The organism is Bradyrhizobium sp. KB893862 SZCCT0404, from assembly GCF_018130885.1.
In the GTDB taxonomy this organism is placed as follows: Bacteria; Pseudomonadota; Alphaproteobacteria; order Rhizobiales; family Xanthobacteraceae; genus Bradyrhizobium; species Bradyrhizobium stylosanthis.
In genome coordinates this window covers 249271-275542 of record NZ_JAFCLT010000009.1, presented here as the reverse complement: position 1 = coordinate 275542, position 26272 = coordinate 249271, and the positions used below count along the sequence as shown (strand labels likewise).

Here is a 26272-nt window from a genome sequence, read left to right as displayed (position 1 = left end):
TTGCCTGCGCTCATTTGCCCCAGCGCACGAACGCGACCGAAGCCGCGGTCAGGAGCCCGAACACGACCATGGCGCCGCCGACCAGCGCGAACAACGTCCAGGCCGGCGCCTGCGCCGTCATGAGGGCGATCCCGCCGATCGCGACGATCAGCAGCCGCGCGGTGGAGGCCAGCACGGGGCCGCCGACGCGCGCAGCGCCTTGCGAGGAGAAATACAGCGACACGCCCATGCCGAAGAACACGAAGGCCGGACCTGCCCAGTGGAAATAGCTGTGTGCCGCCGCCGTGACGCCGGGATCGCGCGTGAACAGCGACACCCACAGCGCAGGATCGAGCGCGACGACGAGGCCGATCGTGCCGACGGTGAGGCCGGAGGCCGCCGCAGCCGTCCACGCCACGCGCCGTGCGCGCGCGACATGTCCGGCGCCCATTGCCATGCCGACCATCGGCACCGAGGCGATGCCGAAGGCGAAGGTGATCGGGATCAGCAGGAATTCCAGCCGCGAGCCGATGCCGTAGCCGGCCAGCATCTCGGTGCCGAAGGTCGCCAGGATCTTCGTGAAGATCAGGATGGTGAGCACGGTCTGGAGCGGCGACAGGCAGGCGACCGCGCCGACTTTCAGGATATCCAGGAACATCGCGCGCTCGAAATGGAAGGCGCGGAAGTCGAGTTGCAGCCGGCTGCGGCCTGAGAGCAGATACCAGAGGAAGAAGATCGCGGCGCAGCTGAATGCGATCAACTGGCCGCTCGCGACGCCGGGCATGCCGAATTGCGGTACGCCGAACAGGCCGAGCCCCAGCGTGCCGCCGAGCGCGATCTGGAGCACGCTCGCCCCGATCAGCGTCATCGACGGCAGGCGCATGTCGCCGGTGCCGCGGATCACCGATGCCAGCGTGTTGACGAGCCAGATCGCGACCGCGCCTGAGAACAGCACTTGCGAGTAGCCGCAGGCTTCTTCCAGCACGCGCTCGCGGCCGCCGAGCAGCGTGAAGAACGAGCGGCCGAACGCTAGCATCGTTACCGTGAAGAACAGTCCGCCGCAGAGGCCGATGATGGCGGCATGCAATGCCAGCGTCGCGGCACGGTCGCGATCGCCCCCACCGAGCGCGCGGCTGATCGCCGACGAGACACCGCCGCCCATCGCACCCGCGCTCATCATCTGCGTCAGCATCGCGAACGGAAACACCAGCGCGATCGCGGCGAGCGGAATGGTGCCGAGCCGGCCGATATAGGAGGTCTCGGCGATCGCGACCAGCGTGCTGCCGACCATCGCGATCATATTGGGGATCGCGAGCCGCAGCAGCGTCGGCAGGATCGGCGCGGTCAGCAGGCTGGCGATGGGGGAGACGACCGGAGCGCGGGGCGGCACGGCGTCTAGCGGGGCGTCGATCGTCATGTGCCACGGTGCGGAATATTGAATGATGATCGACATTTTATAGGGCCGGCGCCGCCCGCGCCAGCCCCAGTCTCACGCAGGGCTCACCACGGCAGGCCGCATAGGTCGATGGTGCCCAGCGTCGGCGCGCGGACGATGTTGAAGACGTAGGGCGCCATGTGGGTGAAGCGGATGCGCCCCTCCGGCTGCTCGCAATAGACCTCGCCCTTGAAGGGCAGCCAGCTGCGGGTCTCATAGAACGTGAAATTGTGCGGCTCGCAGAACAGCAGCGCGAAGCGGGTCGCCTCGTTGGCGCGGATGGTGTGCACCGCCGCGTCGATCGCCATGGTTGCATAGCCGCGCCCGCGCTGGTCCGCCCGCGTGCAAACGCCGCCGATGCCGCCGATATGCACCTTCTGTCCGTTCCAGGTGACGGTGCGGAAGTAGATGCCGACATGGCAGACGAGGCCGTCCTCGGGCGTCTCGATCAGCACGCGCAGATCGGCATTGGCCCATTTGACGTGAGCCCAGGGCTTGTCCGCGACCAATTGCGGGCCCCAGACCGCCTGATGCAGCGGCTCCGCGATCCGCCACGAGGCATCGCCGTTCAAAATGTCGATCTCGATGCTCATCGTGCTCTCTTCTATCTCCGCGCCGGAGTGCGTTCGTTCTGCCATAAGCGCTTCAAAGGCAATGATATTTTATGGCGAACCCTGGGTTTGATCGACCGCGGCCCGGTGCGACCGATTTGTGCATTCGGACAACGCAACCCCCATCACGCCTTTTCGCAAATTCTGAGGTATTTAATGCCGGAGGAACCTTCTATAAGGGGTGACCGTTAGAACTCGTTCCCCATCAGTCGCGGACAACATCCCATGACCTTTACGCTGCCCCCACTCCCTTACGCCTATGACGCCCTCGGCCAGTTCATGTCGAAGGAGACGCTGGAATTCCACCACGACAAGCATCATCAGGCCTACGTCACCAACGGCAATAACGCGCTCAAGGGGACCGAATGGGAAGGCAAGTCCCTTGAAGAGATCGTCAAGGGCTCGTTCGGCAAGAACCCGGCGGTGTTCAACAACGCCGGCCAGCACTACAACCACATCCACTTCTGGAGCTGGATGAAGCCCAATGGCGGCGGCACCAAGCTGCCGGGCAAGCTCGAGAAGAAGATCAACGAGGACCTCGGCGGCTTCGAGAAGTTCAAGACCGACTTCCAGGCGGCCGGCGTCGGCCAGTTCGGCTCCGGCTGGTGCTGGCTCCAGGTCAAGAACGGCAAGCTCGAGATCTCCAAGACCCCGAACGGCGAGAATCCGCTGGTGCACGGCGCCACCCCGATCCTCGGCTGCGACGTCTGGGAGCACTCCTACTACATCGACTACCGCAACCGTCGCCCCGACTATCTCAAGGCGTTCGTCGAGAACCTCGTGAACTGGGAATACGTCGAGTCCCTGTTCGACAAGGCCTGAGGCTTTACTCCGTCATCCCGGGGCGATGCGAAGCATCGAACCCGGGATCTCGAGATTCTCGGGTGCGCAATTGCGCACCCAAGTTCGCACTTCGTGCGCCCCGGAATGACAGAAATAGAAAAAGGCGGTCGCTACGCGGCCGCCTTTTTGCTGTGCGGAATTGCGTCCGCAAAAGTCGGTGCGCTCCCTCTCCCGCTTGCGGGGGAGGGTTGGGGTGGGGGTGTCTCCACAGTGGGAATCTCAGTGTGGAGAGAGCCCCCACCCGGCGCTTCGCGCCGACCTCCCCCGCAAGCGGGAGAGGTTGACCGCGGCCGTGGCAACGCCGTTGTTCAATGCCACTCGTGCGAGTCCTGCGCGACGCGCGCACTGGTCTGCCATCGTTCCGTTTGCATCGGGGGAACGCCACCCTTAATCAGGACGGGCATCACCCTCGAGCCGACCAAGCCCGTTGTCAGAACCTCCCCTGAAAAGTCCTGCGCCTGCCGAGGATGCGGAGTCCGAGCCGCGGCCGGGGCGCGTGCGCAAGCCGATCGGCTGGTCGACGATCATCATCGCGGCCCTGGTGGCGGTGAGCGCGGCGCTGGTCTGGCGGCGCGACGGCACTGATGGCGTCCTCGACATCCTGACCCACGACCTCTCGCTGTTCTCGGGCATCCTGCCGCGCGTGCTGGCGGGCTGCCTGCTCGGTGCCTTCATCTCCGAGATCCTGCCGCACGAAAAGGTCTCGCGCTCGCTCGGGCCGAAATCCGGCCTGAAGGGGCTTCTGATCGGTGCTGCCTTTGGCGCGATCCTGCCGGGCGGGCCCTTCACCGCCTATCCCGTGGCGAGCGCGCTGCTCGCGGTGGGCGCCGATTTCGGCGCCACCATCGCCATGGTCGTGAGCTGGACCCTGATCGGCTACGGCCGGGCGGTGGCCTGGGAAATCCCGATCATGGGCACCGATTTCACGCTGTGGCGGATCCTGATCTCGCTGCCGCTGCCGGTGCTCGCGGGCGCGCTCGGCCGCTTCGTCTATGTCCGGCTCTATCCGAAGCCGCTCGCGAAGGACGACGAGAGTTGAGCGCAGCGCTTCTGATCGACATCCTGCTGTGGGGCTCCGTCTTCGGCGTCGGCCTGATCGCCTTTCGCCGCGGACCTCCGGTGTTCAAGGCCTCGCTGCGCGAAGGTTCGATGGACTTCATCAACATCGTGCCGCGGATCGCGCTGGGCGTGATCGGCTCCGGCTACATCGCCGCGATCATCCCGCAGGAGGTGATCACCGGCTGGCTCGGCCCGGACAGCGGCTGGCTCGGGGTGGCCACCGCCGTGTTCGCCGGCGCGGCCACGCCCGGAGGCCCGGTGATCGGCTTCTCCATCGGCACCGTGGCGCTCAAATCCGGCGGGGGCGTGCCTCAGGTGGTCGCCTACGTCGTCGCCTGGGCCCTGTTTGCCTTCCAGCGGGTGATTTTGTGGGAAATCCCGTTCATGCCGGCCCGTTTCGTCTGGTTCCGCTGCGCCGTCTCGGTGCCGTTCCCGTTCGTGGCGGCCGCCATCGCCATGGTGATCGGCAAGCCGTGACCCCCGGCGTGGACGTCCTGGCACGTCATTCCGGGGCGATGCGAGGCATCAAACCCGGAATCTCGAGATTCCGGGTTCGGCTTCGCCGGCCCGGAATGACAGCTGGGTCGTGGACAGCGGTAATGTTATAATATAACATTACCAAATGGTTCCCGCCGCGTCCCACGCCCATCATCACGACCATGCCCATGGCCATTCTCATGACCACGGTCATTCGCATGGGCACGACCACACCCATGCCCATGTTCACGGCGCGGCCTCGCCGCATCCGGCCCAGGCGGCGCCCTGGTCGATCCTGCGCATGACCATGGCGGGCCGCCTCGCGGCCGCGCTCGCCGTCTGCGCCGTGCTCTGGGGCGTGGTCTTCCTGGCGATGAGGTGAGGATGGCGGCGCTGCATTTCCACAACGTCACGCTCGGCTATGACCGGCATCCGGCCGTGCATCATCTCAGCGGCGAGATTGCGCGCGGCGCGCTGGTTGCCGTGATCGGCCCCAACGGCGCCGGCAAGTCGACCCTGCTGCGCGGCATCGTCGGCATCCTCCGGCCGCTCGACGGCAGCATCCATCTCGGCGGGCTGGATGCCCGCGACATCGCCTATCTGCCGCAGAGCGCGGAGATCGACCGCAGCTTCCCGATCTCGGTGTTCGATTTCGTCGGCACCGGGCTGTGGCGCGAGGCCGGCCTGTTCGGCGGCATCGGCAAGGCCGCGCGCGCGAAGATCCTCCGCGCCATCGCATCCGTCGGCCTCAACGGCTTCGAGAACCGCCCGATCGGCACGCTCTCGGGCGGCCAGATGCAGCGTGTGCTGTTCGCGCGCGTGCTGCTCCAGGATGCCCGCCTGATCGTGCTCGATGAGCCCTTCAACGCCATCGACAGCAAGACCACCACCGATCTGCTCGCGCTGGTGAAGCACTGGCACGGCGAGGGCCGTACCGTGCTCGCCGCGCTGCACGACATGGAGATGGTGCGTACCCATTTCACCGAGACGCTGGTGCTGGCGCGCGGCCCCGTTGCCTGGGGACCGACGGCGGAGGTGCTGACGCCCGAGAATTTGATGGTCGCGATGCGGATGTGCGAGGCTTTCGACGACACCGCCGCGGCCTGTGGCGAAGATGGGCGCTCGCAGGCGGCGTGATCACAGATGGTCTATGACGCGCTGATCGGCCCGTTCACCGAATTCGAGTTCATGCGGCGCGCGCTTGCCGCCGTGATCGCGCTGGCGCTGGCCGGCGCGCCGATCGGCGTGTTCCTGATGCTGCGGCGGATGAGCCTCGTCGGCGACGCCATGGCACATGCGATCCTGCCCGGCGCCGCCGTCGGCTTCCTGCTCTCCGGCCTCAATTTGTTCGCGATGACGGCCGGCGGGCTGATCGCCGGTTTTGCAGTGGCGATCCTCGCCGGCGTGGTCGCGCGCTCGACCGGGCTGAAGGAGGATGCGTCGCTCGCGACCTTCTATCTGGCCTCGCTGGCGCTCGGCGTGACCATCGTCTCGATCAAGGGCACCAATATCGACCTCCTGCACGTGCTGTTCGGCAACATCCTCGCGATGGACGACCAGACCCTGCTGGTGGTTGCCTTCAACGCCACCGTGACGCTGCTGGTGCTCGCGGTGATCTACCGCCCGCTGGTGATCGAGAGCGTCGATCCCCTGTTCCTGCGCACCGTGAGCCGGGCCGGCGGCCCTGCGCATCTCGCCTTCCTGGCGCTGGTCGTCATCAACCTCGTCAACGGCTTTCAGGCGCTGGGCACGCTGCTGGCGGTCGGCCTCATGATCCTGCCCGCGGGCATCGCGCGGTTCTGGTCGCGCGATCTCACCGCGATGATCTGCATCGCCGTCGTCGCGGCCGCGATCTCCGGCTATGCCGGCCTCGTGCTGTCGTTCCAGACCCGCATTCCCTCAGGGCCGGCGATCATCCTGGTCGCGACCGTGCTCTACATCGTCTCGGTGCTGTTCGGCCGCGTCGGCGGCATCGTCCGGCAATTGTTTCCCGGCCGGCATCTGGAAGCGTGACGATGCGCTTTGTGCTGCTCCTCGCCTTGCTGATGGTCGCCTCGCCGCTACACGCCGCCGAGCGGCTCAACGTCGTCGCGAGCTTCTCGATCCTTGCCGATTTCGTCCGCAATGTCGGCGGCGACCGCGTCAACCTGACCACGCTGGTCGGCCCCGACAGCGACGTCCATGTTTACACGCCGGCGCCGGGCGATGCGAAGCGGATCGCGGAGGCGAAGCTCGTCGTCGTCAACGGCCTTGGGCTGGAGGGCTGGCTGCCGCGCCTCGTGCAGTCCGCAGGGAGCAAGGCGCAGGTGATCACCGCGAGTGCGGGCATTGCGCCGCTGAAGCTCGGCTCGGCCGCAGATCCCCATGCCTGGCAATCGGTCCCCAATGCCAGGATCTACGTGACCGACATCGCCGATGCGCTGGCCGCGGCCGATCCTGATGGCGCGGAGTTCTTCCGCGCCCAGGCCAGGGCCTATCTGGAAAAGCTCGAAACGCTGGACCGCGAGGTCCGCGAGACCGTCGGCAAAATCCCCCCCGAGCGACGCAAGGTAATCTCCACCCACGACGCCTTCGGCTATTTCGCCGCCGAATACGGCGTCCAGTTCATCGCCCCCCTGGGCGTCTCCACGGAAACCGAGCCCAGCGCCCGGGACATCGCGGCCATCATCGGCCAGATCAAGGCCCAAAAAATCCCGGCGGTATTTCTGGAAAATATCAGCGATGACCGCCTGATCCGGCGGATCGCGGCCGAGACCGGGGCAAAGGTCGGCGGGACCCTGATTTCCGACGGTTTGACCGGCGAAAAGGGGCCTGCACCCACTTACATTGACATGGTCAGGCACAATATAAAGGCCCTGACCAGCGCGCTTGACCACTAGGGCAGGGGGCCACCCCGCCTCGCGTCGCGCGGAAAAAGCCCGAAGTCGGAGTTGTTATGTCTGAAGCGACCTCCCAGAAAATTCCCGTGACCGTGCTGACCGGCTATCTCGGTGCCGGCAAGACCACGCTGCTCAACCGCATCCTGTCGGAGAACCACGGCAAGAAATACGCCGTCATCGTCAACGAGTTCGGCGAGATCGGCATCGACAACGACCTCATCATCGGCGCCGATGAGGAAGTGTTCGAGATGAACAACGGCTGCATCTGCTGCACCGTGCGCGGCGACCTCGTCCGCATCATGGACGGCCTGATGAAGCGCAAGGGCAAGTTCGACGCCATCATCGTCGAGACCACCGGCCTTGCCGATCCCGCGCCGGTCGCCCAGACCTTCTTCGTCGACGAGGACGTGCAGAAGAACGCCCGGCTCGACGCGGTCGTCACCGTCGCCGATGCCAAATGGCTGTCCGACCGTCTCAAGGACGCGCCCGAGGCCAAGAACCAGATCGCCTTCGCCGACGTCATCGTCCTGAACAAGACCGACCTCGTCAACAAGGGCGAGCTCGCGGAGGTCGAGGCCCGCATCCGCGGCATCAATCCCTATGCGAAGCTGCACCGGACCGAGCGCTGCTCGGTCGCGCTGGCCGACGTGCTCGACCGTGGCGCCTTCGATCTCGACCGCATCCTCGACATCGAGCCCGACTTCCTCGAAGCCGGCGACGATCATGACCACGACCATGATCATCACCATCATCATGGCCACGACCATCATCACCATGATCACGGCCATGGCCTGAAGCACTATCACGACGAGGACATGCAGTCGCTCTCGCTCAAGACCGACAAGCCGCTCGATCCCAACGTGTTCATGCCCTGGCTGCAGAACCTCGTGCAGGTCGAGGGCGGCAAGATCCTGCGCTCCAAGGGCATCCTCGCGTTCCACGACGACGACGACCGCTACGTCTTCCAGGGCGTCCACATGATGCTGGAGGGCAACCACCAGCGGAAGTGGAAGGAGGGCGAGCCGCGCGAGAGCCGCCTCGTCTTCATCGGCCGCGAATTGCCGGAGAAGGCCATTCGCGAAGGCTTCGAGAGCTGCATCGTCTCGTGATGAAAGAGTTTACTCCGGCCCCCGATTCCGCCTCGATCGTTTCCGTCACCGACCGCGTCAAGCCGGTCGCGCTCGGCATGGCCGTGACCTCGGTGCATTTCCTCAGGGATCGCGCCGCCTTCGTCGGCGGTGAGGAGAACGTCAAGTTCGTCGACGCGCAGGGCGAGATCACCACGGTCGCCGTGCATAGCGGCGGCATTCTCTCCACCGCCTGCGACGGCAAGCGCATCGTGATGGGCGGCGACGACGGCAAGGTCGTCTCGCTCGACGCCAAGGGCGAGGTGACGCTGCTCGCCACCGACCCGAAGCGGCGCTGGATCGACGCGGTGGCGCTGCACGCCGACGGCGCCTTCGCCTGGTCCGCCGGCAAGGTCGCGACCGTCAAGAGCGGCAAGAACGAGGAGAAGTCGCTCGAGGTGCCCTCGACCGTCGGCGGTCTCGCCTTCGCGCCGAAAGGCCTGCGGCTCGCGATCGCCCATTACAACGGCGCCACGCTGTGGTTTCCGAACATGGAAGGCTCGGCCGAATTCCTGCCCTGGGCCGGCTCGCATCATGCGGTCACCTTCAGCCCCGACAACAAGTTCCTGGTCACCGCGATGCATGAGCCGGCGCTGCACGGCTGGCGGCTCGCCGACAACAGGCACATGCGCATGACCGGCTATCCCGGCCGCGTCCGTTCGATGTCCTGGAGCGCGGGCGGCAAGGGGCTCGCGACCTCGGGCGCGGACACCGTCATCATCTGGCCGTTCGCCAGCAAGGACGGCCCGATGGGCAAGGAGCCCGCCATGCTCGCGCCGCTGCAGGCGCGCGTCTCGGTGGTCGCCTGCCATCCCAAGAACGACATCCTGGCCTGCGGCTACAGTGACGGCACCGTGCTGATGGTGCGGCTGGAGGACGGCGCGGAGATCCTGGTCCGCCGCAACGGCACCCCGCCGGCGGCTGCGATCGCCTGGAATGCCAAGGGCACGCTGCTGGCCTTCGCCGACGAAAATGGGGACGGCGGCCTGCTGGAGCTTTAATTCGTCATGGTTCCCGCCGTATAGGGGATCATGCGTTTTCTCACGACCTTCCAGCTTGCCGATTTCGCGGACACGCTGGTCAGCCTGACCACGGCCTTCGTGCTGGGCACGCTGATCGGCGCCGAGCGGCAATATCGCCAGCGCACCGCGGGCCTGCGCACCAACGTGCTGGTCGCGGTGGGCGCGGCCGCCTTCGTCGACCTCGCCATGCATCTGACCGGCGCCGACGGCGCGGTGCGGGTGATCGCCTATGTCGTCTCAGGCATCGGCTTCCTCGGCGCCGGCGTCATCATGAAGCAGGGCATGGACGTGCGCGGGCTCAACACCGCAGCGACGCTGTGGGCCTCTGCTGCGGTCGGCTCCTGTGCCGGCGCCGACCTCGTCGCCCAGGCCGCGATGCTGACCGTGTTCGTCATCGCCGGCAACACCATGCTGCGCCCGCTGGTCAACGCCATCAACCGCATCCCGCTGAACGAGAAGGCGCTCGAGGCGACCTATTACTTCAAGCTCGCGGTGGCGACCGATGCCCTTCCGGATATGCGCGACCGTCTCGTCGACAAGCTCGAAGCCGCCAAATACCCGGTCGCCGATATTGAGGTTGCCGAGATCGGCGAGGAGAATCTCGAAATCGTCGCCAAGCTGGTCGCGACCGCCGTCGACCCGAACGAGCTGAACGCGGTGGCGACCGACCTGCAGCACCTGCCGGGCGTGCGCCACGCGACCTGGGAAGTCAGCACGACGGAGTAGCGCGGCCTTTTGGCGCGCAAAGGGGCGGTTCCTGCTTGCAGGGCCCCGGAACCGGCGCGCCTCAGTTTCGTTGATCCCGCAGACAAAGGCGGTGATCGACATGCCCGGCCCAGATGACAAGCGCAGATTGAAGCTCGACTTGACGATTGCCGGCTCGCTGTTCGCGGCAGGCGTCGTGGTGTCGGTGATGTCGCTGGCTCAGATCCGGGCCGAAAGCCGGATGGAGCTGGCGCAGGGGACGCAGCCGCTCCAGGGCACGCCGTCCGACGAGCAGAGCAAGGTCCCCGCGGAAGCCAAGCCCGGCGGTGACCGGCCGACCACGCCGGCGCCCGAGCCCGCACGCCCCGATCCGCAGACCCAGGGCGCGGCGACCAAGCCGGCCTTGCCCCCGGCGCCGGCCGAGAAGATCGCGCCGCCGATCGAGAAGAAGTAGGGAGTTCGTGCTTCCAGCGTCATGGCCGGGCTTGTCCCGGCCATCCACGTTCTTGGCCTGCTACAGAACAAGTCCGTGGATGCCCGGGACAAAGCCCGGGCATGACGGCAGTGGATTACCGCACCAGGATGTTCTTGAACTGCCAGGGATCAGACGTGTCGATATCCTCCGGGAACAGTCCCGGACGATCCGTCAGCGGCGTCCAGTCGGTATAAAAACCCTTCACCGGGCCAAGATACGGCAGCTGGATTTCCAGCAGACGATCGAAGTCCATCTCGTCGGCTTCGACGATACCTTCCTTCGGGTTCTCCAGTGCCCACACCATGCCGCCGAGCACGGCGGAGGTCACCTGCAGGCCGGTGGCGTTCTGGTAGGGCGCGAGCGCGCGGGTCTCCTCGATGGAGAGCTGCGAGCCGTACCAATAGGCGTTGTTGTCGTGGCCGAACAGCAGCACGCCGAGCTCGTCGATGCCGTCGACGATCTCGTTCTCGTCGAGGATGTGGTGCTTCTCCTGCATCTTGGCGGCGCGGCCGAACATCTCGTGCAGCGACAGCACGGCATCGTCGGCCGGGTGGTAGGCATAGTGGCAGGTCGGCCGGTAGACCGCCTTGCCGGATGCATCGCGCACCGTGAAGTAATCGGAGATCGAGATCGACTCGTTGTGGGTGACGAGGAAGCCGTATTGCGCGCCGCGGGTCGGGCACCAGGTGCGCACGCGCGTGTTGGCGCCGGGCTGCATCAGGTAGATGGCCGCGCCGCATCCGGCTTCATGCGTCTTCGCATTCTCCGGCATCCACTTCTCGTGGGTGCCCCAGCCGAGCTCGGAGGGCTGCACGCCTTCCGACAGGAAGCCTTCCACCGACCAGGTGTTGACGAACACGTCGGGCTCTTTCGGCGTCTTCGAGCGCTGGGTGTCGCGTTCGGCGATGTGGATGCCCTTGATGCCGGCCTGCCGCATCAGGTCCGCCCATTCGGCCTTGGTCTTGGGACGGGGAGCATTGAGCTTCAGGTCGGCGGCGACGTTGAGCAGCGCCTGCTTGACGAAGAAGGAGACCATGCCGGGATTGGCGCCGCAGCAGGAGACGGCCGTGGTCGAGCCCGCCGGGCGCGCCCGCTTGGCGGCCAGCGTCACTTCGCGCAGCGCGTAGTTGGAGCGGGCTTCCGGGCCCTTCGAGGCATCGAAATAGAAGCCGAGCCAGGGCTCGTTGACGGTGTCGATATAGAGCGCGCCGAGCTCGTTGCAGAGCTCCATGATGTCGGTCGAGCCGGTGTCGACCGACAGATTGACGCAGAAGCCCTGGCCGCCGCCTTCGGTCAGCAGCGGGGTCAGCAACTCCCGATAATTGTCCTTGGTCACGGCCTTCTGGATGAAGCGCACGTTCTGCTTTTCGCAATGCGCCTTGCGGCCCTCGTCCTTGGGGTCGATCACGGTGACGCGCGACTTGTCGTAATCGAGGTGCCGCTCGATCATCGGCAAGGTGCCCTTGCCGATGGAGCCGAAGCCGACCATGACGATCGGGCCGGTGATCTTCGCGTAGATCTGCGAGGGGGCGCTCATGGGATAGATTCTCCGGAAAGTGCTGGCAGTGAGGGGTGGATCAGGCGCTGCGGCGCTTGGCGGTGACTTCGATCTCGACCTTCATCTCGGGCTTGGCGAGCCCGCTGACGACCAGCAGCGTCGCCGCCGGCCTGATGTCACCGAGGACTTCGCCGCAGACGGCGAAGTGGGCGTCGATGTAGCTCGCGTCGGTGACGTAGTAGGTCGCACGGACGATATCGGCCATCTCGAATCCGCCCTCCTTCAGGGCGGCCCCGATGGTCTTGAAGCAGTTGCGTGACTGGCTCGTGACATCGGAAGGCATCGTCATCGTCGTGTAGTCGTAGCCGGTGGTTCCCGCGACGAAGGCGAAATCGGCGTCGATCACGGCGCGGCTGTAGCCGACGGACTTCTCGAGCGGGGAGCCGGTGGAGATCAGGCGACGGGGCATGGTCATGGGCCTCGACTGAAGGGGGTGTTTCGCGGGGTTAAAGGGCGTTTCCGCCGCCTGCGCAACCCCCCAAGGAAAGGGTTCGGCGCAGGCGCGGCCGGGCGTTGCCGCTCAATGCGGCGTTCGGTCTTCGCTACGAAAGCGATCCCTCAGGCCGCGTGCGCTTGGAGGCCGCGAACCGACCTCCGTTTGGGCAGGGCGGCGCCGGTCGGGACGATCATCCCCTCGGCGCCGTCGAGGCAACCGGCCTGGAATTCGACCGCCAGCAGGCGGTCGCGCTCGAACGGACCGGGCAGCGAGAGCCCGGCCGTCTTCTCGGCCGAGAAGCCGAAGCGGGCGTAATAGGGGGCGTCGCCGAGCAGGATCACGGCGTCATGCCCGCGCGCCCGGGCGGCGGCCAGCGCTTGATTCATCAGCGCGGCGCCGATCCCGAGCTCGCGGCAGGCAGGGTCCACCGCCAGTGGTCCGAGGACCAGGGCGGGCCTGCCTCCGGCGCTGACATGCCAAAGCCGCACGGTTCCCACGAGCTTGCCCTCGCGCATCGCCGACAGGGCAAGGCCTGTGGCGGGCGCACGTCCGTCGCGCAGGCGCTGGCAGGTGCGGCCGTGGCGGGTCTCGCCAAAGCAGGCATCGAGCAGCGCCTCACGCATCGCGACGTCTCCAGCACGTTCCGCACGGATCGCGAACGGAGCGGCTTTCGAGGTGAGGGCGACTTGTGGCTTCCGAGGAGCAGTCATGGCACGTCAGTCCCCGCTTGAGCGGCGTGCGCAAGGCACGCCGGTTCAAGGCGTCGTCAGATCGAAATGTCAGGGAGGAGCCGGCAAGCCGGCTCCGGGTTCGTCAGGCCTCAGACCAGGAGGCGGATCAGATGTGGTAGGTCTTCAGCGGCGGGATGCCGTTGAACGCCACCGACGAGTAGGTCGACGTATAGGCCCCGGTGCCTTCGATCAGCACCTTGTCGCCGATCTCGAGCGTGACGGGGAGCGGATACGGGTTCTTCTCGTACAGCACGTCGGCGCTGTCGCAGGTCGGACCGGCGAGCACGCACGGCGTCATGTCCGCGCCGTCGTGACGGGTGCGGATGGCGTAACGGATCGACTCGTCCATGGTCTCGGCGAGACCGCCGAACTTGCCGATGTCCAGATAGACCCAGCGCACCTCGTCCTCGTCGCTCTTCTTCGAGATGAGCACGACCTCGGATTCGATGATGCCGGCATTGCCCACCATGCCGCGGCCCGGCTCGATGATGGTCTCCGGAATCTGGTTGCCGAAGTGCTTGCGCAGCGCGCGGAAGATCGAGCGGCCGTAGGTCACGACCGGCGGCACGTCCTTCAGGTACTTGGTCGGGAAGCCGCCGCCCATGTTGACCATGGTGAGGTTGATGCCGCGCTCGGCGCAGTCGCGGAACACCTGCGAGGCCATCGCCAGCGCACGGTCCCACGCCTTCACCTTGCGCTGCTGCGAGCCGACATGGAAGGAGATGCCGCACGGCTCGAGGCCCAGGCGCTTGGCGACGTCGAGCACCTCGACGGCCATCTCCGGGTCGCAGCCGAACTTGCGCGACAGCGGCCACTCGGCGCCGGCGCAGTCATAGAGGATGCGGCAGAACACCTTCGCGCCGGGAGCGGCACGGGCGACCTTCTCGACCTCGGCAGCGCAGTCCACCGCGAACAGGCGGATGCCGAGCGCGAAGGCGCGCGCGATGTCGCGCTCCTTCTTGATCGTGTTGCCGAAGGAGATGCGGTCGGGCGTAGCTCCAGCAGCCAGCGCCATCTCGATCTCGGCGACGGTCGCGGTGTCGAAGCAGGAGCCCATGGACGCCAGCAGCGCCAGCACTTCCGGCGCCGGGTTCGCCTTGACGGCATAGAACACGCGGCTGTCGGGCAGCGCCTTGGCGAAGGTCTGGTAATTGTCGCGCACGACCTCGAGGTCGACGACGAGGCACGGCTCGGTGTCGAGACCATCCTTGCGGCGATTGCGCAGGAATTCCTGGATACGTTCGGTCATGGCACTCTCCAACGGCCCCAGCGACGGGGTCCGCATCAACGTGACGTCGGATAAGAGCGCTCTGGCCACACCGCGCGATGGAGGCGCGTTGATGCCAAAATACTCAAACCAGACTGTGCTGCCGTGGATTGGTTGGGAGAGATTCCCGCCCGCACACCTGGCAATGAAGGACAAGCCTTTTCAGTAGCCCGCGCCGGCGTTGGAATGCCGGTAGAGACCAAAAAAGCCCGATCCGTCGTTGCTTTAAGTCGCGTCCCCCGTTGAGAGCGGGGTGCGCCGGTTCGCCTCCGGCTGCCAGTCACGGTTGCAAAGAGCGAAGTCACCTTCGACTAGGCATCTCTTTGAGAGAGATGCTGGACGCTTCGGGTTTGCCTTCAGTCTTCCGGCTATGAGCCTTCTGACTTCCGCACTTCCGAAGAGCCCCTCGGCTTCTTCACCCCTTGGCGGCTGTCCGGCCTCTTGTCCGGATACCTACCGACTGACACACGACCACAGGCACGTGCGAAATTGGGCAAGACCGCACATAAGCGTTTTGACCCTGCTTCGCAAGAATTTTTTTAGGCTGAGAACAGAATTGCCTAACGTCTGCTTGCGCAGTGTTGCGCGAGCGACGCGGAAGATGAACGCGCGTTAAGTTTTCGCTGTGCCGCGCGCGTCTCTCGCGCGCGAGACGCGTCAGCCGCGCTTGGTGAAGGGCTCGATGCGCTGAGCTGCGCGGACGAACGCGGTCATCACCAGCACGCCGAGTGCGAACAGCACGGCCTGCAGGATGTGCGCGCCTTGATCGCCGAGTCCGAACAGGATCGCGAGCGCCCAGCCGCCGGCGAAGGCCGCGCCGAACACCTCGGCGCCGATCAGGATGGCGGCGCTGATGACGGTGATGACGCTGGGCCAGACGATCTGGCGGGAGGACTGGGAAGGCGCGTTCATGAGCTCGGGGGTCCTGTCTTGGAGGGCCGCAATCTCCCCGAAAAGGCGGGCGGGAGCAAGGCCAAATGGCCCAAAAAAGCCCGATCGCGTGCTATAGCTTGTCGCAACAAACCAGCTCAAAAATCGGGACTTGCGATGTCAGACCCCCGCCAAACTACGGACTCCGGGATCAATCCGCTGCTGAAGGCCTGGGTGACGCCGTTTGCCACCCCGCCCTTCGACGAGATCGCGCCGGAGCACTTCCTCCCCGCCTTCGAGCAGGCCTTCGCCGACCATTCCGCCGAGATCGCGGCGATTACCAACGATCCCGCCGCGGCCGACTTCGCCAACACCATCACGGCGCTGGAGCGCTCCGGCAAGCTGCTGAGCAAGGTCGCGGCGGTGTTCTATGACCTCGTCTCGGCGCATTCCAACCCGGCCATCCTGGAGATCGACAAGGACGTCTCGCTGCGGATGGCGCGGCACTGGAATCCGATCATGATGAACGCCGTGCTGTTTGGTCGCATCGCCCAGCTGCACGAGAACCGCGCCAATCTCGGTCTTTCGCCCGAGCAGCTCCGCCTGCTGGAGCGCACCTACACCCGCTTCCACCGCGCCGGCGCCGGCCTCTCGGAGGAAGCCAAGACCCGGATGGCCGAGATCAACGAGCGGCTGGCCCAGCTCGGCACCGGCTTCAGCCATCATCTGCTCGGCGACGAGCAGGAATGGTTCATGGAGCTCGGGGAGGCCGATCGCCAGGGCCTGCCGGAGAGCTTCGTCGCCGCCGCCAGGGCTGCGGCAGAAGAGCGCGGCATGGCCGGCAAGGCCATCGTCACGCTGTCGCGCTCCTCGGTCGAGACGTTCCTGAAGAGCTCGGCCCGGCGCGACCTGCGCGAGAAGGTCTACAAGGCCTTCATCGCGCGCGGCGACAACGGCAATGCCAACGACAACAACACGACCATCGTCGAGATCCTGAAGCTGCGCGAGGAGAGCGCCAACCTGCTGGGCTACCCGACCTACGCCGCCTACCGGCTCGAGGATTCCATGGCCAAGACGCCGGATGCGGTGCGGAGCCTGTTGGAGCGGGTCTGGAAGCCGGCCCGCGCCCGGGCGCTCGCCGACCGCGACGAGATGCAGGCGCTGATCACGGAAGAGGGCGGCAATTTCAAGCTGGCCCCCTGGGACTGGCGCTTCTACGCCGAGAAGCTGCGCCTGCAGCGCGCCAATTTCGACGATTCCGCGATCAAGCCCTATCTCGGCCTTGACCACATGATCGCCGCCGCTTTTGACTGCGCCACGCGCCTGTTCGGCGTCACCTTCGAGGAGCGCAAGGACGTCCCGGTCTGGCATCCGGACGTCCGGGTCTGGGAGATGAAGGGGCCGGACGGCAAGCACAAGGCGCTGTTCTACGGCGACTACTTTGCCCGCCCGTCGAAGCGCTCCGGCGCCTGGATGACCTCGCTGCGCGACCAGCAGAAGCTCGACGGCGACGTCGCCCCGCTGGTCCTCAACATCTGCAACTTCGCCAAGGGCGCCGAGGGCGAGCCCGCGCTGCTGTCGCCCGACGATGCCCGCACCCTGTTCCACGAGTTCGGCCACGGCCTGCACGGCATGCTCTCCAACGTGACCTATCCGTCGCTGTCGGGCACCTCCGTCTTCACCGACTTCGTCGAGCTGCCGTCCCAGCTCTACGAGCACTGGCAGGAGCGGCCCGAAGTGCTGCAGCAGTTCGCCCGCCACTACCAGACCGGCGAGCCGCTGCCCGACGACCTGCTGCAGCGCTTCCTCGCCGCGCGAAAATTCAACCAGGGCTTTGCCACGGTCGAGTTCGTCTCCTCGGCGCTGGTCGATCTCGAATTCCACACCCAGCCGGCCGCCGCCGCGCAGGACGTCCGCGCCTTCGAGAAGAAGGAGCTGGAGAAGATCGGCATGCCCGAGGAGATCGCGCTGCGGCACCGGCCCACGCAGTTCGGCCATATCTTCACCGGCGACCACTATGCCGCCGGCTACTACAGCTACATGTGGTCGGAGGTGATGGACGCCGACGCCTTCGGCGCGTTCGAGGAGGCCGGCGACATCTTCGATCCCGCGGTGGCCAAGCGCCTGCACGACGACATCTATTCGAGCGGCGGATCGGTCGATCCGGAAGCCGCCTACGAGGCCTTCCGCGGCCGTCCGCCCGAGCCCGACGCGCTGCTCCGCCGCCGCGGCCTGCTCGACGACGCCAAGGCGGCCTGATGGGCATGCGCGTCCTGTTCGGCCTGCTGCTCGCCGCAGCCATGACGCTCGTCGCGGGTGCGGCGAGCGCGCATCCGCATGTCTGGATCACCGCGACCAGCGAATTGCTCTACGCCGCAGACGGCAGCATCACCGGTGTGCGCCATTCCTGGACTTTTGACGACATGTTCTCGGCCTATGCGGTGCAGGGGCTCGAGAGCAAGACCAAAGGCGCCTATACGCGCGAGGAGCTCGGGCCGCTGGCGCAGACCAATGTCGAGTCGCTGAAAGAATACGCCTACTTCACCTTCGCGCGAGCGGACGGCAAGAAGGAGCGATTTCAGGAGCCGGTCGACTATTTCCTCGACTACAAGGACACTGTGCTGACCCTGCACTTCACGCTGCCGCTGAAGAATCCGGTCAAGCCGAAGCAATTGATGCTCGAAGTGTTCGACCGCTCCTACTTCATCGACTTCCAGATGGCCAAGGACAATCCGGTCAAGCTGGTCGGCGCGCCCGCGGGCTGCCAGATGAAGCTCGACCGTCCCAGCGACGGTTCGGCCACCGCCCAGAAGCTCAACGAGCAGACCTTCCTGAACGGCGAGAACAGCAATTTCGGCATGATGTTCGCCAACAAGATCACGGTGGATTGCCCTTGATCGGTCGTCTCCATTCTCCGCTTGCGCGCGGGCTGCTTGCCTGCGCCGCCGTTCTCCTCGTCGCCGGCGTGGCGGATGCCGCGCTTCACGATGTCCTCGCGCAAAATCCGTTCGGCGCGCCGAAGGCGGCGCAGGCGCCCCAGCCCGAGGCCAGCGGGCTCATCGGCTGGCTGCTGGCCAAGCAGTCGGAATTCTATCGTCAGATGTCGTCGACCATCCGCGCCGCCAAGTCCGACGGCTCGGCGGTGTGGACGCTGCTGTTCATCTCGTTCGCCTACGGCATCTTCCACGCCGCCGGCCCCGGCCACGGCAAGGCGGTAATCGCCTCCTATCTCGTCGCCAACCGAGAGACTGCCCGGCGCGGCATCGCGCTGTCCTTTGCCTCGGCGCTGATGCAGTCGCTGGTGGCGATCCTCATCGTCGGCATCTCGGCCTGGATCCTGAATGCGACCGCCAAGACCATGTGCAAGGCGGAAGGGGTGATCGAGATCGCAAGCTACGCCCTGATCGCGCTGTTCGGTCTTCGCCTCGCCTGGGTCAAGGGCCGCACCTTCATCCGCGCGCTGCAGGCGACCCAGCCGGTGCCGGCGATGGCGGGCGTGCCGCATGACCACGATCACGGCCATCACCATCAGCACGATGCGCATGATCATCATGGGCGCGATCATCATCACCACGATCATGCCCATGCCCATGATCACCATGCCCACGCCCATGACGACCACGGGCATGACCACGTCCATGACGAGCATTGCGGCCACTCCCATGGGCCGACCCCGAGCGAGCTCGCCGGACCCGGCGGCTGGCGGCGCGGCTTTGCCGCGATCCTGACCGTCGGCATCCGCCCCTGCTCGGGCGCGATCCTGGTGCTGGTGTTCGCGCTTGCCCAGGGCCTGTTCTGGGCCGGCATTGCCGCCACCTTCCTGATGGGGCTCGGCACCGCGATCACGGTCGCCGCGATCGCGGTCGTCGCCGTCTCCGCCAAGGACATCGCCGCTCGCCTCAGCGCCGGCCGCGACGGCGGCGGCGCGCTGTTCATGCGCGGCATCGAGTTCGGCGCCGCCGCCCTCGTGCTGCTGTTCGGCATCGGCCTCCTGTTCGGCTACATCGCGGCCGAGCGGACGACGTGTTTCTAGCCGGGCTCTCGTGCCCCGGACGCAGCGCAGCGTCTCTTCGACGGTGCGCTGCCGAGCCGGGGCCCATCTCTCCGTACGGTGGCCTGTAGCCTTCCGGGTCCCGGCTCTGCGGAGCAGCGAGCACGCTGCACCGCGTCCGGGACACGAGAGGTGCGTAATCCGGGCAACAGCGCGCTTTGCGAACCTCCTTCCGCTCGGCTATTCAAGCGGTCAAAATCAACAAGGAACGTCTCGGGGGATTGATGTCGCGTGAACAATTCTGGTTCTTCCACCCGTTTCGGGTGCGCTATTCCGAGATCGACGGCCAGGGCGTCGTCTTCAATGCGCACTACCTGACCTACTTCGACACCACGATCACCGAGTATTTCCGCGCGCTGGGCTTTGACCAATATGCGGATGCCCAGACGAGCGGCATCGATTTCCACGTCGTCAAGTCTGTCATCGAATACAAGGCGCCTGTCAGGTTCGACTGGGAGCTCGACGTCGGCGCGCGCGTGGCGCGGATCGGCAATTCGAGCCTCACCTTCGAACTCGCCATTTTCCTGAAGAGCGGAGAGGACGCGCTGGTGACCGGCGAGATCGTGTGGGTCTACACCAACCAGCAGACCCATCGTCCGGTCGCAATACCGGCGTCGATCCGAACGCTGATCGCGACACGGGAACGTCATCTGCCGGCATGAGGCCGCCTCACACCGGCAGAAACCGCTTCAGCATCGGCATGAAGAAGATCCCGAGATTGATCGCAAGGCCGATGCTCCAGAGGATCGAGCGCAGGGTCGGGCGGTTGCCGAGATAGGTCAGCACATAGGCGATCCGCACGATCAGGAACAGCGCCGCGAGCTCGTCGATCAGCCGCTGCGGCGAATCCCTGAATTCGGCGAGCAGCACCGCGAAGGCGAAGAACGGGAAGGTCTCGATGCCGTTCTGATGGGCGCCGAGGGCGCGCTGCGCGAGGGCGTCCTCGTAGAAGGCAGGATCGCGCGGCCGGGAATTGTCGAAGCTACGAAACCTGATCCATTTGATCGAGGCGATCGTAGACAGGTAGAGCAGCAGCGCCCCGAATACGCACCATTCCGCGAGCGTCATCGTTCCTCCCCCGCTTGGGTGCGACCCTAGCGAAACCGCCCTCATCTTGACAAGTTCGGACCAACGCGCGACCCAACCAGCCATGAACAGCGTCGTCCCCCTCGAGACTGCGAAACCGGCCACCCGATCCGGCCTGCCGCGCGTCGGCGTGCTGCTGGTCAACCTCGGCACGCCCGATACGGCCGACGCTCCCGGCGTCCGGGTCTATCTGAAGGAGTTCCTCTCGGACGCCCGCGTCATCGAGGACCAGGGCCTGGTCTGGAAGCTGGTGCTGAACGGCATCATCCTGCGCAGCCGTCCCCGCACCAAGGCGCTCGACTACCGCAAGATCTGGAACACCGAGCGGAACGAGTCGCCGCTGAAGACCATCACGCGCTCGCAAGCCGACAAGCTGGCGGCCGCCCTGTCGGATCGCGGCAACGTCATGGTGGACTGGGCGATGCGTTACGGCAATCCATCGATCAAGTCGGGCATCGACGCGCTGATCGCCAAGGGCTGCGAGCGCATCCTCGCGGTGCCGCTCTATCCGCAATATTCCGCTTCCACCTCGGCGACCGTCTGCGACGAGGTGTTCCGCGTGCTCGCGCAGTTGCGCAACCAGCCGACGCTGCGGGTGACGCCGCCTTACTACGAGGACGAGGCCTATATCGAGGCGCTCGCGGTCTCGATCGAGACGCATCTTTCGACGCTCCCCTTCAAGCCGGAGCTGATCGTCGCCTCCTTCCACGGGATGCCGAAATCCTATGTCGACAAGGGCGACCCTTATCAGAGCCACTGCATCGCCACCACCGAGGCACTGCGCCGCCGTCTCGGCATGGACGAGACGAAGCTGCTGCTGACCTTCCAGTCGCGTTTCGGCAATGACGAGTGGCTGCAGCCCTATACGGACAAGACCATGGAGCGGCTCGCCAAGGAGGGCGTGCGCCGCATCGCGGTGGTGACGCCGGGCTTCTCGGCCGATTGCCTCGAGACGCTGGAGGAGATCGCGCAGGAGAACGCCGAGATCTTCAAGCACAATGGCGGCGAAGAGTTTTCCGCGATTCCCTGCCTGAACGACAGTGGACCCGGCATGGACGTCATCCGCTCCCTGGTGCTGCGCGAACTCCAGGGCTGGATATAGACACGTGAACCGCCGCGAGCTCCTGACACTTGGGATGGTCGCGGCGCTGCCGTCGCCGGTGCTGGCGCAGCAGCCGGCGCGCCGGCTCGGCGTGCTCTCGGTCACGGCCGCCGACGATACCGTCGGCCAGACCCGCAGCGCGATCCTGGTCGAGGCGCTCGCGGCCCATGGCTTAAAGGAGCACGACAATCTCAGGATCGATTGGCGCAGCGGCGCCGGCGACCGCGTGCGGATCGCCGCGCTCGCCGACGAACTGATCGCGCTCAAGCCCGACATCCTGCTCGCGGTCGGCACGCCCTCGGTCGAGGAGCTGCGCCGTCGCACCACGACGATCCCGATCGTGTTCGCGATCGTTACCGATCCCGTTAGCCAGGGCTTCGTCAAAAACCTCGCCCATCCCGGCGGCAACGTCACCGGCTTCACCGATTACGACGGCCCGCTGGCCGGCAAATGGCTGGAGATGCTGACGCAGGTCACGCCGAAAGTGTCCCGCGTCTTCGTCGTCTACAATCCCGCCACCGCGCCGTTCGCGCCCCTGATGCTGCGCACGATCGAGGACGCCGCACGGACGCTTCACGTCGCCGTCGAGCCCGCGCCGGTGCAGGATGCCGCTGCGATCGCGGCGCTGGCCTCGCGGAAGGACGGCGGCTTCCTGGTCCTGCCGGACTTCTTCACCATGGCCAACCGCGCGCAGCTGCTGGCGGCGATCGCGCAGGCGCGCCTGCCGGCGGTGTTCTGGAGCCGCACCTTCGTCGAGGAGGGCGGCCTGATGTCCTACAGCACCGACAGCGCCGAGCAGATCCGCCGCGCGGCCTCCTACATCGACCGCATCCTGAAGGGCGCGCAGGCAGCCGACCTCCCGGTCCAGAACCCCACCAAGTTCGAGCTCGCGGTCAACCTGAAGACGGCCAAGTCGCTCGAGTTGGTGATCTCGCCCTCGCTGCTGGCGATCGCCAACTCCGTGGTTGAATAATTGCGCTGCCGCACCTGCTCCTTCTGGAGCAGGCCGCAACGGTCTGACATAGTGGCGTGGGGAGTCCGTCGCCATTCGGTGGCTGCGGCGGACGGCACAAGGCGGCGGGTTTCGGTCAATGCGGAGATGGGTATTTGTCGTTGTCGCGACCTGCGTGCTCGCAGGCTGCAATACGACCGGCGATGTCGCGTCCACCATGTATCCGGACGCGGTCCGGGCCGGCAGCTCCGTCAAGGGCGATGCGGCGATCCTGGTGGTCGGCAACGGCGGCAGCGAGACGATCAACTATCTGCAGTTCGTTCACAGCGGCTTTCCGGCGATCAATGCGCGTGGGATCAGCCTCGCTCCGGACGGATTTGTCGCCATTCCCGTCGCGGTCGGAACGACCGGCCTCGAGCTGCAGAACTACACGACGACGGGCCGCCCGGGCACCTATCTCCCGAACGGCGTGGCGTCGGGATTCGTGCCGGTGCGCACGCCCAAGATCGATATCGTCTCGCCCGGCCTGTATTACGTGGCGACCGTCTTTCCGGGGCAGCCGCGCAATTTCGAGACCAGGCCGACCGCCGCCCAGCTGGCGAAGCTGCGCAAGGAGCGGCCCGAGCTCGTCGGGTTGAAGCCGGTCAATTTCGGTTGGTCCAACTAGGCCGGCGGTGGGGTGGGCGGCGCCGCTTTTCAATGGCCGCAGTGCCGCCGGTTCAAATAAATTCATCCGCCGCCGTGCTTGCGGAATTATCGCGGCAAACCGACGTGAATTGCGACCGCTGAACCGGTAGGGTCGTGATCCCGACCAATGACAGCGCCGGAAAGGGCCTTTTCCCGGCTTCCTTTCCGCCTTGGAGGAGCTATGAGCGGTTTCGACATTTTCGCGATTGTTCTTGTCTTGCTCGTCATCGTCACGCTGATTGCCGGCGTGAAGACGGTGCCGCAGGGCTATGACTGGACCATCGAGCGGTTCGGCAAATACACCCAGACGCTGAGCCCCGGGCTCAATCTGATCGTGCCCTATTTCGATCGCGTCGGGCGCAAGATCAACATGATGGAGCAGGTGATCGATATCCCCGAGCAGGAGGTGATCACCAAGGACAACGCCACCGTGACGGTGGACGGCGTTGCCTTCTTCCAGGTGTTCGACGCGGCCAAGGCGAGCTACGAGGTCGCCAACCTCAACCAGGCGATCACGGTGCTGACCATGACCAACATCCGCTCGGTGATGGGCTCGATGGATCTCGACCAGGTGCTGTCGCACCGTGACGAGATCAACGAGCGCCTGCTCCGCGTCGTCGACGCCGCGGTCTCGCCGTGGGGCGTCAAGGTCAACCGCATCGAGATCAAGGACATCGTGCCGCCGGCCGACCTCGTCGAGGCCATGGGCCGGCAGATGAAGGCCGAGCGCGTCAAGCGCGCCGACATCCTCGCCGCCGAAGGCCAGCGCCAGTCGGAGATCCTGCGCGCCGAGGGCGCCAAGCAGGGCCAGATCCTCCAGGCCGAAGGCCGCCGCGAGGCCGCCTTCCGCGACGCCGAGGCGCGCGAGCGCCTGGCCGAAGCCGAGGCCAAGGCGACGCTCGCGGTGTCCGAAGCCATCGGCAAGGGCGACGTCGCCGCGTTGAACTATTTCATCGCCGACAAATATATCAAGGCGTTCGGCCAGTTCGCCGAGGCGCCGAACCAGAAGATCATCATGCTGCCGATGGAAGCCACTTCGATGCTCGGCTCGCTCGCCGGCATCGGCGAGATCGCGAAGGCCACGTTCGGCGAGAGCGCGGCGTCCGCGGCCGCCGCCGCTCGCCGTCCCGGCTCGGTGCCGCCGTCCAGCCCCACGCCGCCGGCAGTGCCCCCGCGGCAGGGATAATGATCGGCGCGTGCCCTAACGGTACGCGCCACACTTGGGAGAGGTCGTGTCATGACCGACATGTTCGTATCGCTCGGCACCTGGAACTGGCTGATCTTCGGCTTCATCCTGATGGCGCTGGAGACGATCGCACCGGGCGTGTTTCTGTTCTGGCTCGGACTTGCGGCCTTGCTGGTGGGCCTGATCTCGTTCGGTGTCCATCTGTCCTGGCAGATCCAGCTCGTGATGTTCGCGCTGTTCGCGGCGGCCGCCGTGCCGGTGTGGCGCCGCCTCGCGCGGCCGAAGCCCGAGGAAAGTGCGAGCCCGTTCCTGAACAAGCGCACCGAGGCGCTGCTCGGCCGCGAGTTCACGCTGGAGAAGCCGATCATCGACGGCTCCGGCACGGTCCGCATCGGCGACACAGTCTGGCGCGTCGCAGGGCCGGACACGCCGGCGGGGACGAAGGTGAAGGTGGTGCAGGTCGACGGCGCCAATCTGACGGTCGCGGCGGCGTAGTGACTCTTCCCCTCTCCCCTTGCGGGAGAGGGTGGCTCGCCGCGCAGCGGCGAGACGGGTGAGGGGTCTCTCTCCTCCAACGCTGATCCGAATTTGAGGAGGCATACCCCTCATCCGGCGCTTCGCGCCACCTTCTCCCGCAAGGGGAGAAGGGAGATCAGAGCGCCTTGCTACGACTTACCTTATTTCTTCCACCGCTCCGCAAACCGGTGCAGCGGCATGAATGTCTCGCACAATTCCTGCCCCAGCGCCGTCAGCCCGTAGCCTCCACCGTCGCCAAGCTCCACGAAACCCGCCTCGCGCAGCTCCGTCAGCCGCGCTTGCAGCACCGTGGGCGAGGCCTCGTCGCATGCGGTGCGCAGCGCGCGCGAGGTGAGGGGCGCGTCACGCAATTCCCACAATATCCGCAAGGCCCAGCGCCGGCCGAGCAGGTCGAGCAGCACCATGATCGGCCGCCCGGTGCGTGAGCCGCGGACGCTCTGTCTTGCCGGGCCGGTCTGTTTCGCCATCGTCGCCTCTTGCGTCGCGCTACAGATAATGTAGCGTATTGCTACGATAAGTGTAGCAAAGGAGACGGCCCATGTCCGAGGCCACGCCGCGCATTGCGCCGCTCGCCCCGCCTTATCCCCCGGAGATCCAGGCCCAGTTCGACCGCATCATGCGCGGCGCGCCGCCGCTGCTGCTGTTCCGGGTGATGGCCGGTCACGGCCGCGTCTGGGACAAGTTCCGCGCCGGCGGGCTGCTTGACCCGGGGCCGTTGTCGCTGCGCCAGCGCGAGATCGTCATCGACCGTACCTGTGCGCTGAACCGATGCGAATACGAATGGGGCGTGCATGTCGCCATTTTTGCCGGGCCGGCGAAGCTCAGCGATGAGGAGGTCCGGGCCACCGTGCACGGCGATGCGAATTCGGCCTGCTGGTCACCGGCCGAGCAGGCGCTGATCGCAGGCGTCGACGCGCTGCACACAGGCGCGACGTTGCCGTATGCCGAGTTCGCCGCGCTCTCGGCGCATTACGACGAAGCGCAGATCCTCGAGATCATGCTGCTGTGCGGCTTCTATCGCACGGTGTCGTATCTGGCGAACGGGCTGCGGCTGCCGCTGGAGGAGAACGCGGCGCGGTTTCCGGCCGCGCTCTAACCGCCGTCATTGCGAGCGCAGCGAAGCAATCCAGAATCTTTCCGCGGCGGCAGTCTGGGTTGCTTCGCCGCGCTCGCAATGACGATGTGGAGGCGCGCGTG

Annotated in this window: 31 protein-coding genes; 22 read left to right on the top strand and 9 right to left on the bottom strand. The window is 66.1% G+C overall.

Features of this window, described 5'->3' with window-relative positions; all coding sequences use genetic code 11:
* Positions 1–10: 10 nt before the first annotated feature.
* Positions 11–1396, bottom strand: a complete 1386-nt coding sequence (locus JQ617_RS31100) for an MATE family efflux transporter (protein WP_212029759.1) — start codon at positions 1394–1396, stop codon at positions 11–13.
* A gap of 83 nt (positions 1397–1479) precedes the next feature.
* Positions 1480–2007 (bottom strand): GNAT family N-acetyltransferase, encoded by a 528-nt coding sequence (locus JQ617_RS31095; RefSeq protein WP_063686925.1) that lies wholly within the window; start codon positions 2005–2007, stop codon positions 1480–1482.
* A 243-nt stretch (positions 2008–2250) separates the two neighbouring features.
* On the opposite strand from JQ617_RS31095, the gene JQ617_RS31090 reads away from it, so the two are divergent.
* The 11 genes from JQ617_RS31090 to JQ617_RS31040 all read left to right on the top strand — a co-directional run bounded on the left by JQ617_RS31090 (position 2251) and on the right by JQ617_RS31040 (position 10591).
* Complete coding sequence (locus tag JQ617_RS31090) at positions 2251–2847, top strand: superoxide dismutase (protein WP_014491764.1); 597 nt, start codon at positions 2251–2253, stop codon at positions 2845–2847.
* A gap of 448 nt (positions 2848–3295) precedes the next feature.
* Positions 3296–3907, top strand: a complete 612-nt coding sequence (locus JQ617_RS31085; protein ID WP_082884970.1) for a permease — start codon at positions 3296–3298, stop codon at positions 3905–3907.
* Complete coding sequence (locus tag JQ617_RS31080) at positions 3904–4404, top strand: hypothetical protein (protein ID WP_212029639.1); 501 nt, start codon at positions 3904–3906, stop codon at positions 4402–4404. The genes JQ617_RS31085 and JQ617_RS31080 overlap by 4 nt, the downstream gene beginning before the upstream one ends.
* A gap of 145 nt (positions 4405–4549) precedes the next feature.
* Entirely contained in the window at positions 4550–4786 is a 237-nt protein-coding gene (locus tag JQ617_RS31075) for a hypothetical protein (RefSeq protein ID WP_212029638.1), read from the top strand.
* Between the two features lie 2 nt (positions 4787–4788).
* Entirely contained in the window at positions 4789–5541 is a 753-nt protein-coding gene (locus JQ617_RS31070; RefSeq protein ID WP_212029637.1) for a metal ABC transporter ATP-binding protein, read from the top strand.
* Positions 5542–5547: 6 nt separating this feature from the next.
* The gene (locus JQ617_RS31065) at positions 5548–6417 is read left to right on the top strand and encodes a metal ABC transporter permease (protein WP_212029636.1); all 870 of its coding nucleotides are present in this window, start codon (positions 5548–5550) and stop codon (positions 6415–6417) included.
* Positions 6418–6419: 2 nt separating this feature from the next.
* Entirely contained in the window at positions 6420–7283 is an 864-nt protein-coding gene (locus JQ617_RS31060; RefSeq protein WP_212029635.1) for a metal ABC transporter solute-binding protein, Zn/Mn family, read from the top strand.
* 56 nt (positions 7284–7339) lie between these two features.
* The gene (locus JQ617_RS31055) at positions 7340–8392 is read left to right on the top strand and encodes a CobW family GTP-binding protein (protein ID WP_063686940.1); all 1053 of its coding nucleotides are present in this window, start codon (positions 7340–7342) and stop codon (positions 8390–8392) included.
* Positions 8392–9411, top strand: a complete 1020-nt coding sequence (locus tag JQ617_RS31050) for a WD40 repeat domain-containing protein (RefSeq protein ID WP_212029634.1) — start codon at positions 8392–8394, stop codon at positions 9409–9411. The genes JQ617_RS31055 and JQ617_RS31050 overlap by 1 nt, the downstream gene beginning before the upstream one ends.
* Positions 9412–9441: 30 nt before the next feature.
* A complete protein-coding gene (locus JQ617_RS31045; protein WP_063686944.1) occupies positions 9442–10158 on the top strand; it encodes an MgtC/SapB family protein in 717 nt (238 codons plus the stop codon).
* Positions 10159–10258: 100 nt separating this feature from the next.
* Complete coding sequence (locus JQ617_RS31040) at positions 10259–10591, top strand: hypothetical protein (protein WP_063687768.1); 333 nt, start codon at positions 10259–10261, stop codon at positions 10589–10591.
* 115 nt (positions 10592–10706) lie between these two features.
* Here JQ617_RS31040 and JQ617_RS31035 read toward each other — a convergent pair whose 3' ends face one another.
* The 4 genes from JQ617_RS31035 to JQ617_RS31020 form a co-directional block, all read right to left on the bottom strand.
* Positions 10707–12149, bottom strand: a complete 1443-nt coding sequence (locus JQ617_RS31035) for a homospermidine synthase (RefSeq protein WP_212029633.1) — start codon at positions 12147–12149, stop codon at positions 10707–10709.
* A gap of 40 nt (positions 12150–12189) precedes the next feature.
* Positions 12190–12579 (bottom strand): RidA family protein, encoded by a 390-nt coding sequence (locus JQ617_RS31030; RefSeq protein ID WP_212029758.1) that lies wholly within the window; start codon positions 12577–12579, stop codon positions 12190–12192.
* 149 nt (positions 12580–12728) lie between these two features.
* Positions 12729–13316, bottom strand: coding sequence for a GNAT family N-acetyltransferase (locus JQ617_RS31025; RefSeq protein WP_212029632.1), 588 nt, complete (start codon positions 13314–13316; stop codon positions 12729–12731).
* 127 nt (positions 13317–13443) lie between these two features.
* Positions 13444–14586: a type III PLP-dependent enzyme gene (locus tag JQ617_RS31020; protein ID WP_063686950.1), complete on the bottom strand. Its 1143-nt coding sequence runs from the start codon at positions 14584–14586 to the stop codon at positions 13444–13446.
* On the opposite strand from JQ617_RS31020, the gene JQ617_RS31015 reads away from it, so the two are divergent.
* Positions 14585–14773 (top strand): hypothetical protein, encoded by a 189-nt coding sequence (locus JQ617_RS31015; protein WP_186467140.1) that lies wholly within the window; start codon positions 14585–14587, stop codon positions 14771–14773. The two genes, JQ617_RS31020 and JQ617_RS31015, sit on opposite strands and share 2 nt — an antisense overlap.
* A 488-nt stretch (positions 14774–15261) precedes the next feature.
* Here the strand turns inward: JQ617_RS31015 and JQ617_RS31010 are convergent, their stop codons facing one another.
* Entirely contained in the window at positions 15262–15516 is a 255-nt protein-coding gene (locus JQ617_RS31010; RefSeq protein WP_063686952.1) for a hypothetical protein, read from the bottom strand.
* Positions 15517–15651: 135 nt separating this feature from the next.
* Between JQ617_RS31010 and JQ617_RS31005 the strand changes: the two genes are divergently transcribed.
* The 4 genes from JQ617_RS31005 to JQ617_RS30990 all read left to right on the top strand — a co-directional run bounded on the left by JQ617_RS31005 (position 15652) and on the right by JQ617_RS30990 (position 20187).
* On the top strand, positions 15652–17733 hold the full coding sequence (locus tag JQ617_RS31005; protein ID WP_212029631.1) for a M3 family metallopeptidase: 2082 nt from the start codon (positions 15652–15654) through the stop codon (positions 17731–17733).
* Positions 17733–18371 (top strand): DUF1007 family protein, encoded by a 639-nt coding sequence (locus JQ617_RS31000; protein WP_063686956.1) that lies wholly within the window; start codon positions 17733–17735, stop codon positions 18369–18371. Before JQ617_RS31005 ends, JQ617_RS31000 begins: the two co-directional genes overlap by 1 nt.
* Complete coding sequence (locus JQ617_RS30995) at positions 18362–19507, top strand: nickel/cobalt transporter (RefSeq protein ID WP_212029630.1); 1146 nt, start codon at positions 18362–18364, stop codon at positions 19505–19507. The genes JQ617_RS31000 and JQ617_RS30995 overlap by 10 nt, the downstream gene beginning before the upstream one ends.
* Positions 19508–19749: 242 nt before the next feature.
* Positions 19750–20187, top strand: a complete 438-nt coding sequence (locus JQ617_RS30990; RefSeq protein WP_212029629.1) for an acyl-CoA thioesterase — start codon at positions 19750–19752, stop codon at positions 20185–20187.
* 7 nt (positions 20188–20194) lie between these two features.
* On the opposite strand, the gene JQ617_RS30985 is transcribed toward JQ617_RS30990, so the two are convergent.
* Positions 20195–20593: an MAPEG family protein gene (locus JQ617_RS30985; protein ID WP_212029628.1), complete on the bottom strand. Its 399-nt coding sequence runs from the start codon at positions 20591–20593 to the stop codon at positions 20195–20197.
* An 82-nt stretch (positions 20594–20675) separates the two neighbouring features.
* Between JQ617_RS30985 and hemH the strand changes: the two genes are divergently transcribed.
* The 5 genes from hemH to JQ617_RS30960 all read left to right on the top strand — a co-directional run bounded on the left by hemH (position 20676) and on the right by JQ617_RS30960 (position 25033).
* On the top strand, positions 20676–21713 hold the full coding sequence (hemH, locus tag JQ617_RS30980; protein WP_212029627.1) for a ferrochelatase: 1038 nt from the start codon (positions 20676–20678) through the stop codon (positions 21711–21713).
* Between the two features lie 4 nt (positions 21714–21717).
* The gene (locus JQ617_RS30975) at positions 21718–22686 is read left to right on the top strand and encodes an ABC transporter substrate-binding protein (RefSeq protein ID WP_212029626.1); all 969 of its coding nucleotides are present in this window, start codon (positions 21718–21720) and stop codon (positions 22684–22686) included.
* Positions 22687–22804: 118 nt separating this feature from the next.
* Positions 22805–23332 carry a hypothetical protein gene (locus JQ617_RS30970; RefSeq protein ID WP_249157697.1) on the top strand — a complete coding sequence of 176 codons (528 nt, stop codon included), beginning with the start codon at positions 22805–22807 and terminating at the stop codon, positions 23330–23332.
* A gap of 201 nt (positions 23333–23533) precedes the next feature.
* Positions 23534–24538 carry an SPFH domain-containing protein gene (locus JQ617_RS30965; RefSeq protein ID WP_063686969.1) on the top strand — a complete coding sequence of 335 codons (1005 nt, stop codon included), beginning with the start codon at positions 23534–23536 and terminating at the stop codon, positions 24536–24538.
* 51 nt (positions 24539–24589) lie between these two features.
* Positions 24590–25033, top strand: coding sequence for an NfeD family protein (locus JQ617_RS30960; RefSeq protein WP_212029625.1), 444 nt, complete (start codon positions 24590–24592; stop codon positions 25031–25033).
* A 182-nt stretch (positions 25034–25215) separates the two neighbouring features.
* On the opposite strand, the gene JQ617_RS30955 is transcribed toward JQ617_RS30960, so the two are convergent.
* Positions 25216–25542: a winged helix-turn-helix transcriptional regulator gene (locus JQ617_RS30955; RefSeq protein WP_212029624.1), complete on the bottom strand. Its 327-nt coding sequence runs from the start codon at positions 25540–25542 to the stop codon at positions 25216–25218.
* 71 nt (positions 25543–25613) lie between these two features.
* Between JQ617_RS30955 and JQ617_RS30950 the strand changes: the two genes are divergently transcribed.
* Positions 25614–26171 carry a carboxymuconolactone decarboxylase family protein gene (locus JQ617_RS30950; protein WP_212029623.1) on the top strand — a complete coding sequence of 186 codons (558 nt, stop codon included), beginning with the start codon at positions 25614–25616 and terminating at the stop codon, positions 26169–26171.
* Positions 26172–26272: the final 101 nt, after the last annotated feature.